Annotated in this window: 16 protein-coding genes; 10 read left to right on the forward strand and 6 right to left on the reverse strand. The window is 36.1% G+C overall.

Going from position 1 to position 15,474, the window contains the following annotated elements:
• Positions 1 to 671: 671 nt before the first annotated feature.
• The 3 genes from AWW73_RS01485 to AWW73_RS01495 all read left to right on the forward strand — a co-directional run bounded on the left by AWW73_RS01485 (position 672) and on the right by AWW73_RS01495 (position 2,735).
• Positions 672 to 941: a YARHG domain-containing protein gene (locus AWW73_RS01485; protein WP_016145167.1), complete on the forward strand. Its 270-nt coding sequence runs from the start codon at positions 672 to 674 to the stop codon at positions 939 to 941.
• Positions 942 to 958: 17 nt separating this feature from the next.
• A complete protein-coding gene (locus tag AWW73_RS01490) occupies positions 959 to 1,372 on the forward strand; it encodes an HIT family protein (RefSeq protein ID WP_062848544.1) in 414 nt (137 codons plus the stop codon).
• 256 nt (positions 1,373 to 1,628) lie between these two features.
• Positions 1,629 to 2,735 (forward strand): porin, encoded by a 1,107-nt coding sequence (locus tag AWW73_RS01495; RefSeq protein WP_062848545.1) that lies wholly within the window; start codon positions 1,629 to 1,631, stop codon positions 2,733 to 2,735.
• 110 nt (positions 2,736 to 2,845) lie between these two features.
• On the opposite strand, the gene AWW73_RS01500 is transcribed toward AWW73_RS01495, so the two are convergent.
• Positions 2,846 to 3,439, reverse strand: a complete 594-nt coding sequence (locus AWW73_RS01500) for a YidB family protein (RefSeq protein WP_062848546.1) — start codon at positions 3,437 to 3,439, stop codon at positions 2,846 to 2,848.
• 99 nt (positions 3,440 to 3,538) lie between these two features.
• Positions 3,539 to 4,000, reverse strand: a complete 462-nt coding sequence (locus AWW73_RS01505) for a DUF6231 family protein (RefSeq protein WP_062848547.1) — start codon at positions 3,998 to 4,000, stop codon at positions 3,539 to 3,541.
• 39 nt (positions 4,001 to 4,039) lie between these two features.
• On the opposite strand from AWW73_RS01505, the gene AWW73_RS01510 reads away from it, so the two are divergent.
• Positions 4,040 to 4,909, forward strand: a complete 870-nt coding sequence (locus AWW73_RS01510; RefSeq protein ID WP_004708933.1) for a DUF2797 domain-containing protein — start codon at positions 4,040 to 4,042, stop codon at positions 4,907 to 4,909.
• Positions 4,910 to 4,940: 31 nt separating this feature from the next.
• Here the strand turns inward: AWW73_RS01510 and lpxB are convergent, their stop codons facing one another.
• A complete protein-coding gene (gene lpxB, locus AWW73_RS01515; protein ID WP_062848548.1) occupies positions 4,941 to 6,116 on the reverse strand; it encodes a lipid-A-disaccharide synthase in 1,176 nt (391 codons plus the stop codon).
• 221 nt (positions 6,117 to 6,337) lie between these two features.
• Between lpxB and AWW73_RS01520 the strand changes: the two genes are divergently transcribed.
• The 4 genes from AWW73_RS01520 (at position 6,338) to AWW73_RS01535 (ending at position 10,666) form a co-directional block, all read left to right on the forward strand.
• Entirely contained in the window at positions 6,338 to 8,473 is a 2,136-nt protein-coding gene (locus AWW73_RS01520) for a TonB-dependent siderophore receptor (RefSeq protein WP_057104929.1), read from the forward strand.
• Between the two features lie 66 nt (positions 8,474 to 8,539).
• Positions 8,540 to 8,839: a hypothetical protein gene (locus tag AWW73_RS01525; RefSeq protein WP_016145159.1), complete on the forward strand. Its 300-nt coding sequence runs from the start codon at positions 8,540 to 8,542 to the stop codon at positions 8,837 to 8,839.
• The gene (locus AWW73_RS01530) at positions 8,832 to 10,388 is read left to right on the forward strand and encodes a PepSY-associated TM helix domain-containing protein (RefSeq protein ID WP_062848549.1); all 1,557 of its coding nucleotides are present in this window, start codon (positions 8,832 to 8,834) and stop codon (positions 10,386 to 10,388) included. The genes AWW73_RS01525 and AWW73_RS01530 overlap by 8 nt, the downstream gene beginning before the upstream one ends.
• The gene (locus tag AWW73_RS01535) at positions 10,385 to 10,666 is read left to right on the forward strand and encodes a hypothetical protein (protein WP_062848550.1); all 282 of its coding nucleotides are present in this window, start codon (positions 10,385 to 10,387) and stop codon (positions 10,664 to 10,666) included. The genes AWW73_RS01530 and AWW73_RS01535 overlap by 4 nt, the downstream gene beginning before the upstream one ends.
• Here AWW73_RS01535 and AWW73_RS18320 read toward each other — a convergent pair.
• On the reverse strand, positions 10,641 to 10,757 hold the full coding sequence (locus AWW73_RS18320) for a hypothetical protein (RefSeq protein ID WP_081409442.1): 117 nt from the start codon (positions 10,755 to 10,757) through the stop codon (positions 10,641 to 10,643). The genes AWW73_RS01535 and AWW73_RS18320 overlap by 26 nt on opposite strands.
• Before the next feature lie 61 nt (positions 10,758 to 10,818).
• Here AWW73_RS18320 and AWW73_RS01540 point away from each other — a divergent pair, with 61 nt between their 5' ends.
• Both AWW73_RS01540 and AWW73_RS01545 read left to right on the forward strand, forming a co-directional pair.
• Positions 10,819 to 11,703 (forward strand): sulfite exporter TauE/SafE family protein, encoded by an 885-nt coding sequence (locus AWW73_RS01540; RefSeq protein ID WP_062848551.1) that lies wholly within the window; start codon positions 10,819 to 10,821, stop codon positions 11,701 to 11,703.
• A gap of 96 nt (positions 11,704 to 11,799) precedes the next feature.
• The gene (locus tag AWW73_RS01545; protein ID WP_079748383.1) at positions 11,800 to 12,909 is read left to right on the forward strand and encodes a 3-deoxy-7-phosphoheptulonate synthase; all 1,110 of its coding nucleotides are present in this window, start codon (positions 11,800 to 11,802) and stop codon (positions 12,907 to 12,909) included.
• 71 nt (positions 12,910 to 12,980) lie between these two features.
• Here the strand turns inward: AWW73_RS01545 and AWW73_RS01550 are convergent, their stop codons facing one another.
• Together AWW73_RS01550 and AWW73_RS01555 are read right to left on the reverse strand one after the other, a co-directional pair.
• Positions 12,981 to 13,724, reverse strand: coding sequence for an adenosylcobinamide-GDP ribazoletransferase (locus tag AWW73_RS01550; protein ID WP_062848552.1), 744 nt, complete (start codon positions 13,722 to 13,724; stop codon positions 12,981 to 12,983).
• Positions 13,725 to 13,830: 106 nt separating this feature from the next.
• Positions 13,831 to 15,399: a histidine-type phosphatase gene (locus tag AWW73_RS01555; protein ID WP_062848553.1), complete on the reverse strand. Its 1,569-nt coding sequence runs from the start codon at positions 15,397 to 15,399 to the stop codon at positions 13,831 to 13,833.
• Between the last annotated feature and the right edge of the window lie 75 nt (positions 15,400 to 15,474).

The raw sequence follows: 15,474 nt of genomic DNA on the forward strand, positions 1-15,474 counted from the left end.
ACTAAATTTTCCTAATTCAAAATAACTTTAATAAAAAAAAGCCTATTTCATTTTAGAAATAGGCCATCAAAACAAAAACTATCAAACGCAGCAATTAATGGTCATATAATAAAAGCTATAATATGTAAAATCAATACATCTTTCAGTTGAATGATAAATTAAAATAGAGACTGGAATTAATTTTAACTTTTCATATTTTATTCAATAAAAGAAAGCCCATTTCCGTCTAAAATAAAAATGAGCCTAGTGAACTCCACTTAATCCTAAAATACAAAATGTGATAATTATCACGTTTGCTTTTTTGATAATGTCATCGATATTTTGCTTTTTCATTGACCAGATTCCAGACTAAGACTGTCTATTTAGCAAATAAAAAGTCATCAGCTTAATCTTTTTAGTTCACTAAAAACTTAGCACAAGCATTCTTTTTCGCTCATTACTAACCGCTATATGAGGTTTTAACAAAAATTAAATTATGGAAAAATATATAAATTTCAAGTTAAGTTTATGTTTTTACTTGATATTTTTAAGACATTGATATCTAATAACTTTATCTATTCTTTGAACAATTTATAAACCAAAATGACACTTGAGTAATTAATAGTCATTGAAATATTGGTAATAAACCTTATATTGAGTACAGGTTCATACCTTTAACTGAGGAAAAGCTCATGAATAAATTTATGGTTGCAGTCTTTACTGGCGTGGTAAGCATTGCTAGCGTAGGCATACAAGCTGCAACACCTGAGCAAGAATGTCAAAAATTGCAAGATGACTACAATTTGATTTATGCATCAAAAGGCTTTTGTTTTAAAGATCCTGATGCAAAAGAAAAATATGGTAATGAAAACTGTCATACGACAAAACCAAAGTTTTCTGACAAAGAACAGCAACGTCTTGACGCTATTAAAGAACGTCAGAAAGAATTGAAATGTAAATAATTTTAAAGGAATAATACATGGCATATGATGATCAAAATATCTTCGCAAAAATTTTACGTGGTGAACTTCCAGCGATAAAAGTCTATGAAGATGATCAAGTTCTAGCTTTCATGGATATTATGCCTCAAGCCGATGGTCATACATTAGTTATTCCAAAAACACCTGCTATAACACTGCTAGATCTACCACCTGAAGCAGCAGCATATACCATACAAATTGTTCAAAAGATTGCTAAGGCAATGGAAAAAGCGCTTAATTTGGAAGGTATTGTATTGATGCAGCTTTCTGGAGCAGCCGCAGGACAAACTGTTCCCCATGTTCATTTTCACCTAATTCCAACAAATGTGCATCATCTTGGACGCCATGCTGTTGAGTTAGGAGATCAAGAAAAAATTAAAGAATTAGCGGAAAAAATTAAAGCAGCTCTTTGATTTTTCAATTATTAAAGCGGAGTTTAGACTCCGCTTTTTTTCGTCTAAAAACTATCAAAAAATGAAAGCAACTAATTTATTTCTAAATTTTAAACGTCATAAAACTGTCATTTATTCTTCACTTCTCTGTCACAAAATTTGCCGATACTGCTTAGCAAGTTGGTGAGCTTTTGTAACTTTTTGTACATAAGTCAACTACAAAATAAATAGTTAGCTAGGCATACGCCATTTTTAAATACCTTTTGGAGAAATCTCAATGAAGAAATTGCTACTCGCTGCCGCAGTTGCAACTTTGAGCATAAACGCGGTGCAAGCAGCGCCAACTTTGTATGGCAAACTAAATGTTTCTATTAACCAAGTTGATAATAAAAATTTCGATGGTAAAAGTGACGTTACCGAAGTTAACTCAAACTCTTCACGTATTGGGGTAAAAGGCGAAGAGAAATTAACTGACAAGTTATCTGCTGTTTATTTAGCTGAATGGGCAATTGCAACTGATGGTTCAGGTTCTGATACTGACCTTAGCGCTCGTAACCGTTTTATCGGTTTAAAAACTGATGGTGTTGGTACATTAAAAGTTGGTAAGTATGATTCTTACTTCAAAACTGCTGCTGGTGGTAACCAAGACATCTTTAATGACGATACGCGTTTAGATATTACAAATATCATGTACGGTGAAAACCGTTTAGATAACGTGATTGGTTTTGAATTAGACCCTAAACTATTAGCTGGTTTAACCTTCAATATCATGGCTCAAACTGGTGAAAGCACCTCTGATAGTAAACCAGGTGAAACTGGTAAAGACAGCAAAAATGATAGCTTTGATTCTGTGTCAACTGCGCTTGGCTATGAAAACAAAGATATTGGTTTAGCAATTGCTGCTGCTGGTGACTTTGGTATTAAAGGTAAATACGCAGCTTACGGCCTAAAAGACGTATATACAGATGCTTACCGTGTAACTGGTTCTTATGACATTGCTAAATCTGGTTTTGTTGTAGGTGCTTTATGGCAACATGCTGAACCTACTGATGATCTAACTGCATATGGTCAAACATATAAATCAGATGGTTCAATCGATAAAGCTGGTAAAGCTTACCGTGGTTTAGAGGAAGAAGCATATGCAGTAACTGCTGCTTATAAAATTCCAAACACGAAACTTAAAGTGAAAGCAGAATACGCTTCTGCTGAAACACAAGTAAGTGGTCAATCAGATCGTAAAATCGACTTATATGGTTTAGGTCTTGATTACCAAATCAACAAACAAGCTCGCTTCTACGGTATCGTTGCTCAACAAAAACGTGACTGGTTAAATGACGACGATACACAAACAGTTGTAGGTACTGGTATCGAATATAACTTCTAATTAGCTATATTTAATTCAGATCTAAAATAAAAGGGCTTATGCCCTTTTATTTTTTTGCGCTGATTAAAAAAGCCGATATAAAAGTTATCGGCTTTTTTAGGATTAATATCTTATTTTAAGAAACCACTTACAAGATTCATCACGTTTTGAATGTCTTGGTTTGCTTCTTGAGGATTGGTACTTTCACCCTGAGGTGTTAATGAATCAATGACCTGAGGTAAGACAGAAGCAATTGCACCGTAAACTTGCTCTTTTGGCGCTTGGGCTTGCTCGGCAACTTGTTCAATGTCAGCAGGATTAAATAGACTCTGTAATTGCTGAGTCGGAACTTCGCTATTACTTTGATTTGGATCAACCCAACTTTGAACTTGACTTCCTAAACCAGCCCCTTTTAACTTTTCTAATGCAGCTTGTAAACCACCTTGTTGCTGCACCCAACCTAAAATTAAAGGCACAACGGCAATTAATAAACTTTGTACACCACCACCTGTTTGAGATGCATTATTATTGCCGGTCACTTGTCCTAATACAGAACCTAATACTCCACCAAGACCACCTTGGGCACCAGATGAAGTATTATTACCACCCATTTGTCCTAATACAGAACCTAAAATTCCACCTAAACCGCCTTGACTTGATGCTTGCTGGTTGCCACCTAAAGCCTGCTTAGCCAAAGCTTCTACAATGTTGCTTAAATTTGTCATGTGTAACTCTTATGTATGGTTTATACATGAGCATACGCGGATTCATGTTAAGACAGCAAAAGCCAAATTGTTAAATTTTGAAAGAGATTTAAGGCCTTTTTACCAACGGAATTTATTCCAGTTTTCCGGGTTCGCCCAGAACTTTGAGTTAAACCAGTCTGGCACATGTTTATAAGTCAATATATTAAATTGCCATAAAGCAAAATCACTATCATGTGAAGTTTTATCAATAAGTTGAGTAAACCCTAAAGAACGTAATAACTGCTCATCACTGCGCTTGCTCACTACAACAATGCGTTTTGCTAATAAATCTCTTAGCTTCACTAATAGTTGTGATTTTTGCGCATCGCTGATGTTTTGCATTTCTTCAGTATCGAACAATACAAAACCCAAGTCATAACGCTGAGTAAAAGGCAGACTTAAAAGCTCAGTTACGGTAAAATAGTGCCATTGAATTGCGTTATTCTGGTCAATTTTCTGGCCAATACAAAGTGCAGTATGAATGGGCTGTTCGTTTGATAAATCGTCTAGCATAGAAGTGATGACATTTTGTTCAGCCATAACTGCAACCCTTAATTGAAAGATGTGAGTTTAAACTTTATGGAACTACAAGGCATTTGCCATAAAATGCATGCAGGCCTAAAAGATGCTAGTGTAACTGATCAACAGACAACCAAGGCAAATGTTGAATACAAATTTGTATTAGACCGTTCAGAAATTGATCTTCCTTTTAATTTAGGACAAGAACTAGAAATCGAATGGACAGGTAATATTTATTGCACGTCATGTGGCACTAAAACACCAAAATCTTATTCTCAAGGCCACTGCTTTAAATGTTTTAAAACCAAAGCAGAATGTGACCTTTGCATTATGAAACCTGAAACATGTCACTATCATTTAGGTACATGTCGTGAAGATGATTTTGCCCATAGCGTTTGTTTCCAACCTCATATTGTATATTTGGCAAACTCTAGTGCTTTAAAAGTGGGTATTACCCGTGTTAGCCATATGCCAGGTCGTTGGTTAGATCAAGGTGCAACTCAAGCCTTACCTATTTTAAAGGTTGGATCACGCCGTTTATCTGGTCAGCTTGAAACCATGTTTGGTTCTTTAATTGCTGATAAGACAGATTGGCGTAAACTTCTTAAAGGTGAAGCTGAACCCTTAAATATGGTTGAACAACGTGATCAATTAATTGAAGAGTTCGCCCCTAAAATTCAAACTATTCGTGAAGAATTTAGTCAAAACCTTGAATTTAACGAAACGGTTGAACTACTAGAAAATGAATTGCCACGTGAGTTTGTTTACCCAGTTGAACAATATCCTGAAAAAATTAAGTCTTTAAACCTAGATAAAACACCAAAAATTCGTGGTGTCTTACAAGGGATTAAAGGCCAATATTTAATTTTTGATATCGGTGTTATCAACATTCGTAAATATACAGGGTACGAGCTGATTGTACGTGCATAAATAGAAAAGGCATTCATAAGAATGCCTTTTTTTACTTCTCTAGTACATTTAGGATGACTTGAACCGGATCTTCTGTATTTCCAGAAATAAGCTGTTTATGCATGGTTAAGTGCTGCATCACCTGAATTTGAGCGGTTTCAACATTCATTAGTTTTTCTATTTCAGCTGCTAAATTTTCAGGTGTTGCATCGGCTTGAATCAGCTCTTCAATGACTTTCTTACCCGCAATGATATTAGGCAACGAGTAATAAGGTATTTTCACCAAGAATTTAGCAATTAGATAAGTCAACCAATGTAATTTATAGAAAGTGACCATTGGTCTATGCATTAACATGGCTTCTAATGTCGCCGTTCCAGATGCTAAAGCAATAATGTCACTTGCATTCATGACCATACGACCGATTTTCGATTCGCTATCCGTATTTTCTAAAATATGAATTTTTGCTTTTAATTGAGGTGCTAATTGTTCAACACCCTGCTCAATCTGTTGTTTACGAGCATCATTAATCGCCGGAATTAAAAATTGAATGTCAGGATGTTTGGTATGCAAAATATTGGCAGCACCTAATAGCATAGGTAGTAATCGTTCTACCTCACCTTTTCGACTTCCTGGTAACAAAGCAATATGCTTCTGATTTTCATCAATACCCAATTGTTGTTTAGCAATTTGAATTGGGTTCTCAAGTGGTAATTGTTTTGCTAGCGGATGTCCTACAAATGCTGCTGGAACTTCATATCGTTCATAGAAGACTTTTTCAAAAGGAAATAAGCAAAGTACTAAATCTATACTCTGTTTAATGCCATGAACACGTCCTTGGCGCCATGCCCAAACTGATGGGCTCACATATTGAACTGTTTTTATGAGAAGATTTTTTTCTTTAATACTTTTTGAAAGCCTGAGGTTAAAGTCTGGTGCATCAATTCCAATAAAAATATCAACTGGATTTTGAGTCCATTGATTGATTAACCCATCTCTCACGGCAAATAATTTTTTTAAGTCTTTTAATACCTCAACAATCCCCATTACAGACAGGGTTTCCATCGGGTAATAACTATTAAAACCTTCAGCAATCATTTGAGGACCGCCGATTCCTTCAAATTCAGCATCGATTCCCTGTTCACGGAAACTACGCATAAGTTTAACGCCAAGCGTATCTCCTGAAACTTCCCCAACTACAATGCCTATTTTAAGTTTTCGGTTTGCCAAGGTGATTTACCCAAGAATTTGAAATAATGCATTCTAGCATAGAGGTTTATCAATCTTGAACTCGATAAAAACGTCCTCGATAAAACTAAGCATGGTCTATCACTATCTAAAATTACATTCACCCAAGATATTTTAATCTAAATTAACAATGTCATTTGAATTGTAGCTTACATTTACAAACAATAAAATAAATGAGAATTATTTACATTATCTCTAATCTTATGAATATCCCACCCCGACCATTTAAGCTTACCGTAATTGCTTGCGCGATTTGTTATGCGAACCTCTCTTATGCTCAAGACTCAGAGGTACAAGCTTTACAAACGATCCAAGTTAAAGCATCAAATACTGAGCAGTCTTCTGAACAAACCAAAGCATATAATGTTAAAAATTCGAGTAGCGCAACCAAGCTGAATATCGAAGCTAAAGAAACTCCTCAAACCATTAATGTCGTTACTCGACAGCAAATTGAAGATTTCGGGCTTACTAGTACCCGAGATGTTTTAAGAAACACGCCTGGGGTAACCGTATCTAATCAAGAGACGGAACGAACCACTTATATGGCTCGTGGCTTTGAAATTTCAAATATTTTAACTGATGGCGTAGGTTTCCCCCTATCTGGTTATAACTATAGCAATACGAATCCTGATACTTACTTTTATGATCGTGTAGAGGTAGTTAAAGGTGCTGATTCTTTAACCAATGCCTTTGGTGATCCAAGCGCAACAATTAACAATATTAGAAAACGCCCGACTCAAGAATTCCAAGCAAGTGGCGGCATAAGTTATGGTTCTTGGGATACGCAGCGTTATGAAGCTGATGTATCTGGCTCAATTCTACCGAGTGGAAAAGTACGTGGCCGTATTATGGGCTATGAGCAAACTGGTGATTCTTATCTTGACCGATATTCTTCAGAGAAAAATGGTTTCGCAGGTATTATTGAAGCTGATTTGACAGATAGCACTTTACTTACCGCAGGTTATAGCCAAGAACAAAATAAGCCCAATGCAAACAACTGGGGTTCTCTGCCTTTGTTAGATGCCAATGGTAAACAAATTTCATATGATCGCTCATATAACCCAAACCCTGACTGGGCGCACTGGGATAATGAGACACAAAATGCTTTTGTTGAATTAAAACAAAAAATTAATGACCTATGGACTGCTAAGCTGACTTATAACTATCTTGATACCAAGCATAATAGCCGTCTTCTTTATTATTATGGTTATCCAAAAGCTGATGGATCAGGTGTTTCTCTGATTCCTTGGGGTGGTCAAGAGCACCAAGAAAAACATGCTGTCGATTTTAATCTCGAAGGGTCCTATAAACTTTTTAACCGAGAACATGAGGCCACCCTCGGCTATAGCTATGTACGTAATCATCAGCAGGATAAACAATCTACAGGAACAATTAACGATAGTAATGTTATAAATTCAACAACTACAGATTGGGCAAGCTGGACACCGCAATCTGTAACGTGGTCAGATTTTACGGAAGCGGCGAACTATAAACAGAATATTAATTCAATCTATGCGGCGACACGTTTACATCTCAATGAAGATTTAAAACTTTTACTTGGCGCAAACTATGTTCAAGCTGAAAGTAAAGGCGAAAGTTATAGTTCTCCAATGTCATATCGTGAAAGTAAAGTCTCGCCATATGTTGGACTAACCTATAATTTTACACCTGAATATACAGGTTATATGAGTTACACCTCAATTTTCCGTCCTCAAACTGGTATTGATAAAGATACCAATCAAGCTTTAAAACCTATTGAGGGTAAAAGCTATGAAATGGGCGTAAAAAGTTCTTGGCTAGATGACCGTTTAACAGGAACACTTTCAGTATTTAAAACGGAACAAAATAATTACCCTCTACGCAGCTCGGATGGAAATCCACTTAACCGCAAAGTACCTACGAGTGATTTAGAGTCACAAGGTGTGGAGGTTGGCCTATCAGGTCAAATTACTGATAACGTAAATCTTTCTTTCGGCTATGCTCAATTTAGTATTAAAGATACTAAAAATGGTGGCGAGGCAAGAACCTACAATCCAAACCAGACACTTAACTTGCTAACCACCTACACTCCGCCAGTTTTACCGAAGCTGAAAGTTGGTGCAGGTTTACAATGGCAAGATGGGATAAAGTTATATGATTCAAATGTAAACAGTACGATCAAACAAGATGCATATGCTTTAGTCAATTTAATGGCGAGCTATGAAGTCAATGATCATATTACGCTTCAAGCAAATGGTAATAATATTTTTGACAAGAAATATTTAAATAGTTTTCCAGATGGGCAAGCTTTTTATGGCGCTCCAGCCAACTATACAGTTGCTGTAAAGTTTAAATATTAATACCGTAGCCAATCCCAATTTAGGGATTGGCTTTACTTATTACTCTTTGTTTATGTGTCAGTAACAATGTCCAAAACTGTAAATCTTCCCGTGTCATATCGTATAAAAGTTTTATATCGATTCTTGCTCATTTTCGGTATGGGCTTTGCTTGTATGACATATTTAAGTCTTGGACTCACTGGAATTTTTCTTTTGAACCTCGACAAAGCAGAGGCTATATTTCTTGCAGCATTTATAGCAATTCTATTTTATGTAGTCTTTGTAATTGTTGGTTTCTGCATCCAATCACTTTTGAAACTCACTGGGCTATCAATCATTTTGTGTGCCCTTTTCTTTTTTGCAACGCGTATGGTGGGTTATGCATAAAGGTATACGTCAATCTATGGCATGGCTACATTCATGGACTGGCTTAATTTTTGGATGGCTCGTGTTTGCCATATTCTTAATGGGTAGCCTATCTTATTACCGCCATGAAATTAATTTATGGATGCAACCTGCACTTGCGCAATATGAAGTAAAACAAGATGCTGCTATTAAAACAGCATATCAATATTTACAAGAAAACGCTCCAGACGCCAAATCTTGGTATTTAACTGTTGCAACACCAGAAAGTCCCGTCAACACGATGTACTGGGAAAAAGCTGACGGCGGTTATGGCAATGCCACACTTGATGCTAACACGGGAAAAGAACTTCAACTTTCGGCAACTCTAGGCGGCGACTTTTTTTACCGTTTCCATTACCAACTTTTTGGTATTCCAATAATCGTTGGACGATTAGTCGTGTGTCTTGCAGCATTTATTATGCTGATTGCTTTGGTTTCAGGCATTATTACCCATAAAAAAATATTCACCGACTTTTTTACTTTACGTACATTTAAGTCTCAGCGTTCATGGCTAGACTTTCATAATATTTCATCAGTCGTTGCTCTACCCTTCTTTTTAACTATTACATTTACAGGCTTAGCTATTTTCTTTTATTTATATCTGCCTTGGGGAATGCAAAAGATTTATCCCGAAAATCCTTATCAATATTTTAATGAAATTCGCACAAAAACTGTCATTGAGAATCAATCGATTCAACCTGCTCAAAACTTAGCTATTGATAAGTTATTAAGCCAAGTTCAACAAAGTTGGGGCAATCAACCTTTATCAACAATGAGTGTAAAGAATCCGAATACCAATCAAGCTCAAATTACTTTTGTTCAAAAAGAAGATCACTCTATCACTCGTAATCAGGCTCAAATTACCTTAAATGCTTCAACGGGCAAAGTCTTGGCGGATACACGCAATAATAGTGCTATTGCAACGTTAAATGCGGGCGTCTATGGCCTACATATGGCGACATTTGCTCAACCTTTACTTCGCTTAGGATTCTTTTTCTCAGGCATTTTAGGTTGTGTAATGATTGCCTCTGGTTTGTTACTTTGGAGTCTTAAACGCCAAATTCAAAATAAGAATAGTAAATTTCATTTCGGGCACTATTTAGTTGACCGTTTAAATGTTGCAGCGTTTGTTGGATTGCCTTGTGCCACTGTTGCCTATTTAAGCGCAAATCGATTGTTTACAGTTACTTCAACCACAATCAATTATGAAGTTTATAGCTTTTTCTTGGTCTGGCTAATTAGCTTCCTCACTGCTTTAATTACTCAAAAACAGCATTTGTGGAGAACTCAACTTAGTGTTTTTATTATGCTATGTATTGCACTTCCAATCTTAAATCTAAGTTATTTGCTCAAACATGATTATGTACAAAACTTCAGTGATTATTGGACCTTTGCACGTGTAGATGTGTTTTTGTGGATATTTGCAGCGTTAGCTATTTTTATATTCTGCAAAATTCAGCCTATCCAACATAAAGCTGTCGCAAAAATTCAAAAAAAACTGAATAAATTAAATACTGAGGTGAACTCATGATTGTTATAGCTTTCATCTTGATTTTATTAGGTATGTATTTGTTATTTATGGCGAGCGAAAAATATCGATCACCGAAATCCGCAGGTCATTTCAAATCGATAGCTCAAAAATATTACCGATACTTTAAAATAGCCGCATTCATTTTATTTGGATTATGCGCAGTTATTCTTATTCAACACTATAAATTTTCAATTGGTTTTGTCAGTTGGTGGATCTTTGCAACACCTTTAACTTTTACTCTTATACTTTTACTTAATCCTCTAAGATCATCAAAATAATCGTTTTCTTCAAGAAATGATGAAAAATAGTACAAGCTAAGCAAAATTTTCGTTGCTTAGCTTTTTTTTGCATAAGTAAATCATTATTCATGACAACTGTTTATCTCTAAAAGGAATAAGATATCTGCGTTTCGTGATAAGTGGCGATAAAGATGTTTGGTCCTTTTGAATTTATCTTAGCGGGTATGTTAGTTGGTTTCTGTGTCGGGATTACAGGAGTTGGGGGTGGGTCATTAATGACACCAATCTTAATTAGTCTTTTTAGAATTGAACCTCATATCGCGATTGGTACCGATTTACTTTATGCTGCAATCTCAAAATTTTGTGGGTCAATGGTTCACGCTAGAAAGCTCAATATTGTCTGGCCAATTGTTTTATGGTTAGGAGTAGGCAGTATTCCTGCATCTTTCATTACTTCATGGGTACTTGAGCATTATTTAAGTCAGTCAACACACTATAAAGCTGTGTTAACAATGGTATTAGGCTTTATGCTGACTTTAACTGGTGTGTCTATCATTTTCCGTTCTCGTATTGAGAAGTTTTTTAATAAATTCCGTAATAAAGAAACCATTCAAACTGAAAATGAGCAATTAGCAATCCATAAAAAACGTAGCTTTATCGTCATTATGGGCATCATTTTAGGTGTATTCGTCACACTTTCATCAGTTGGCGCTGGCGCATTTGGAATCATGGCACTGGTGATTATGTTTCCGAACTTACCAATGATTCGAATTATTGGGTCAGATGTTGTACATGCGGTATTGCTTACCTTAGTGGCTGGCCTTGGACATATGAGTGCTGGTAACGTCGACTTTACCCTTCTGATGTGGTTATTGGTGGGTTCAATTCCTGCAATTATTATTGGGACTTTAATCAGCTCTCGTATGCCGGAACGTTTAATCCGAAAAATTTTAGGGATTACTCTATTTGCTCTTGGTGTGAATTTTATGGTTCATCCAGTCAAAGCAAAACCAAAAGCACCTGTGGTACAACAAGCAGTAGTTGCTGAAAAAACAAGCAACTCGACTGAAAGATAGTAAAATCAATAGGATTTTTCCAAACTGAAATACCATGAGATGTAAGATTTTCATAATTATTTCATGGTATATTCAGTACACAAAACAACCTTTAGTATGATCGAACCAGTGACAGCAATGACTACACATTCAAATTCCGTTTCAAAGCCAGATATCGACGACGTTAATATTAAAAGCATTCAAACTCTTGTAACACCAAATGAGCTTAAGTCAGAACTTCCTTTATCTGATGTTGCTTCACAAACTGTTCTAAAAGGCCGCGAAACTATTCGTAATATTTTAGATGGTTCAGATAAGCGTCTGTTTGTCGTTATTGGTCCTTGCTCTATTCATGATCCAAAAGCTGCTCACGAATATGCTGATCGCTTAAAAGCGCTTAGCGAAAAGGTTAAAGATACTCTATATCTAGTTATGCGTGTTTATTTTGAAAAACCACGTACAACAATTGGTTGGAAAGGTCTAATCAATGACCCGGATATGAATGACTCATTTAACATCGAAAAAGGTTTACGTATTGGTCGTAAGCTCTTGCTTGAATTAAATGAAAAAGGTTTACCATGTGCAACTGAAGCACTTGACCCGAACTCTCCGCAATACTACCAAGACTTAATTTCGTGGTCTGCAATTGGTGCACGTACAACCGAAAGTCAAACTCACCGTGAAATGTCTTCTGGTCTATCATCACCAGTAGGTTTTAAAAATGGTACAGATGGTGGTTTAACTGTTGCGACCAATGCAATGCAGTCTGTTAAATATGGCCATAGTTTCTTAGGCTTGAACGAAGATGGCCAAGTTTCAATTATCAATACCAGTGGTAACCCTTATGCACACGTTGTATTACGTGGTGGAAATGGCAAACCTAACTATGACGCTGGCTCTGTTGCAGAAGCAGAAAATGCTTTAGCAAAAGCTAAAGTTAGCAACAAAATCATGATTGATGCGAGTCACGCCAACTCAAATAAAGACCCGTACTTACAGCCGCTTGTTCTTAAAAATATTACTGAACAAATTTTAGATGGTAATAAGTCAATCGTCGGTATCATGGTTGAAAGTCACTTAAAAGGCGGCCGCCAAGATATTCCTGAAAATCTTTGTGATTTAGAATATGGCAAATCAGTAACTGATGGCTGTATCGATTGGGAAACTACTGAAAAGACATTACTTGAAATGCATGAAGCTTTAAAAGATGTTTTACCAAATCGCTAATTCATCTTTTTAAGATTGAAAATTAAGCCCTCATTCTTGAGGGCTTTTTTATTTTTGGATGAAATTCAAAATCAAACTAAATAAAAATAACTCACGACAAAAGCAAAAAGCAGTACCGTTTCACTTAGCTCAATCGCCGCCCCTACTGTATCACCCGTAATACCGCCAATTCTTTTAATAAACAGATGTCTTAAATAAACAAGACCAATTAAAAAACTAATTATGGCAATAAGTCCTTGCCATTTCCAATATAAAGGTAGCAGCAAAACAAATACAGTTATTATCCATGAAGCAGTTTTGGGTAAATGGTCTGTCAAAGAACGGCCTAAACCTTTTTCACGAACATATGGCGTAGTTAAAAACAAAATAGATGGCACCACACGCCCAAGGATGGGAACAAAGACTAAAAATAACGTTTGATGCTGTTCAATCAACGCATAAATCAGTGCAAATTTGAGTAAACAAATAATGACTAAACTGAGTACTCCAATTGGGCCACAACTTGGATCCTTCATGATTTGTAAAGTACGCAGTTTGTCACCAAAACCACCTACCCACGCATCTGCAGTATCCGCTAGCCCATCTAAATGCAATCCACCTGTCAGCCAAATCCATAAAGTGAGAATGATTGCAGCAACTAAAAGAATAGGTAATTTGGCAAAAAGACAGGCCGCAATAAAAAGTATGCCACCAATAATCAGCCCAACCAGCGGATAGAATAAAATAGCCCGACCATTTTGTTGCGCCGTCGGTATTGTCTTTAGCTCAATAGGCAGAACAGTTAAAAATTGCAATGCAATCCAAAAAGGTGTCATATCCAACTCTCTAACTGATCTATATTTAAAAACAAATTTAATTATGAAGAAATAAAAATGGGAATAGCAATCCCTATTCCCATTAAAGACTTCAAAAACTGAAAATCTATTGCATCTGATAGCACTGTTTCAATTTGATGTAGTCATAGTAAAAACTGGTTGGTGTGTAACGTGCATAGTTACAAGCAGATTTAAATAAAGTCTCTTTTTCGTTATAAAGCATTTTGACCAAAGTATTGCCTTGGCTATTTTGATAAATATCCCACTGTACATTTGCCGCCATAGGCGAAACTACTTCACCACGCCATGTGCTTGTTGAATAATTATAAGTCTGGCGAAGAGGTAAAGGTTGCATCATATTATGCAAATCTAAGTTGGTCGCCAAAGGAATAATAATTTCAGCATGGGCAAAACGTAAAACTGCTTTATAAGGTTGGGCTTTATTTACAACCGCATCAACTTGTTGGAATAAATCTTGTTTTAAACCTTGTGCGATTTCACTTGTCACCTGATTTGATTCAGTGAAACTTGGTCCTTTTTCATAAAAATCATTGGTATCATTAAATTCAGCATAAAATTTTGCAGCATCTAACGGCATATATTTATCAAAATCAATACCTTTCAACTCATCTTTCATACCGCCAGAAATTGAATAAAGTTCATAAATATAAGCTGCTGCATCAACTGCGCTAGCAATTGTATTTTTCCCCTTACCTTTTTCTGTAACTTGCTCACCTTTAGGCGAAGTGACTGTAAAAGATCCGGTGTTGCTAAAACTATAACCTGTAGTACCAAGTTTTTTAATAAAGTCTGCTTTAAATAGAGGCTTGAGCACTGTTTGAGCTGTTTTTTCAGCCTCAATATTTTTTGATAACTCATCTAACTTTTGTGCTAAATCTTTATTATTTTCTTCAAAATCTTGATAAGCCTGACTAGCATCATAAATTTTTTGTTGGCTAACACTCAGTGGTTGAACTAAGTCTTCGTCTGCATTCAAACTATGAAAATAAAGTTTAAAACGATCAACGCCACCATCTTCAACACTTGGCACGCTTTCACTTGATAAATTGGTATAAGAAGCTGGAACAATTTTATCTTTAAGTTGCGGTTGTTGTTTAATCAGCTCAGCTGTAAAAAATTTAGCACTATCTACCGCACGGTCTACCCCAGAACTTTGTACCAATATAGAGGCTTGTGAATTTAAAAGAGTTGGTAAACGTTGCAATAATCGGTCTGCAATACCCCGATGTTCTAAAATACCAGTCATGGTTTCATTTCCATAACCGTACTGGCGGATTCCTTCTACACCATAACCTAACAAAATATTCGCTTTCATCATGGCTTCTAAATCAGCACCTAATTGCTCACCTAGTGGCGTTAAGGCATTTTCTGCTTTTGCCTGTTTCCATAAATTATAAAGTGCCAAATCATATTTCAGACTTGAGAGACCTCTTGAACCGTGACGTGCCACTAACTCTGTAAAAACTGGCTGGAATCCATTCGGTGCTTGTTCATAATTTTTTATTTCTTGTTGCGGTTGGTAAGGTGTTTTTGTTTGATAGTATTTTGATTGGTTCGTAAGTGGTTCAGTTTGAGCTTCTTGATCATCATTATCGTTACACGCTGCGAGCAATAATGATGCTGCAAGCACAGTTGTTTTAAATAAAATATTCATAAGTCAGATGAGTGTTTAATAATAAATGCCAATAGCTTAGTTTTGAGCAATGACAGTTCTATTACACAGACCAAA

The organism is Acinetobacter lactucae (assembly GCF_001605885.1).
GTDB classification, from domain to species: Bacteria; Pseudomonadota; Gammaproteobacteria; order Pseudomonadales; family Moraxellaceae; genus Acinetobacter; species Acinetobacter lactucae.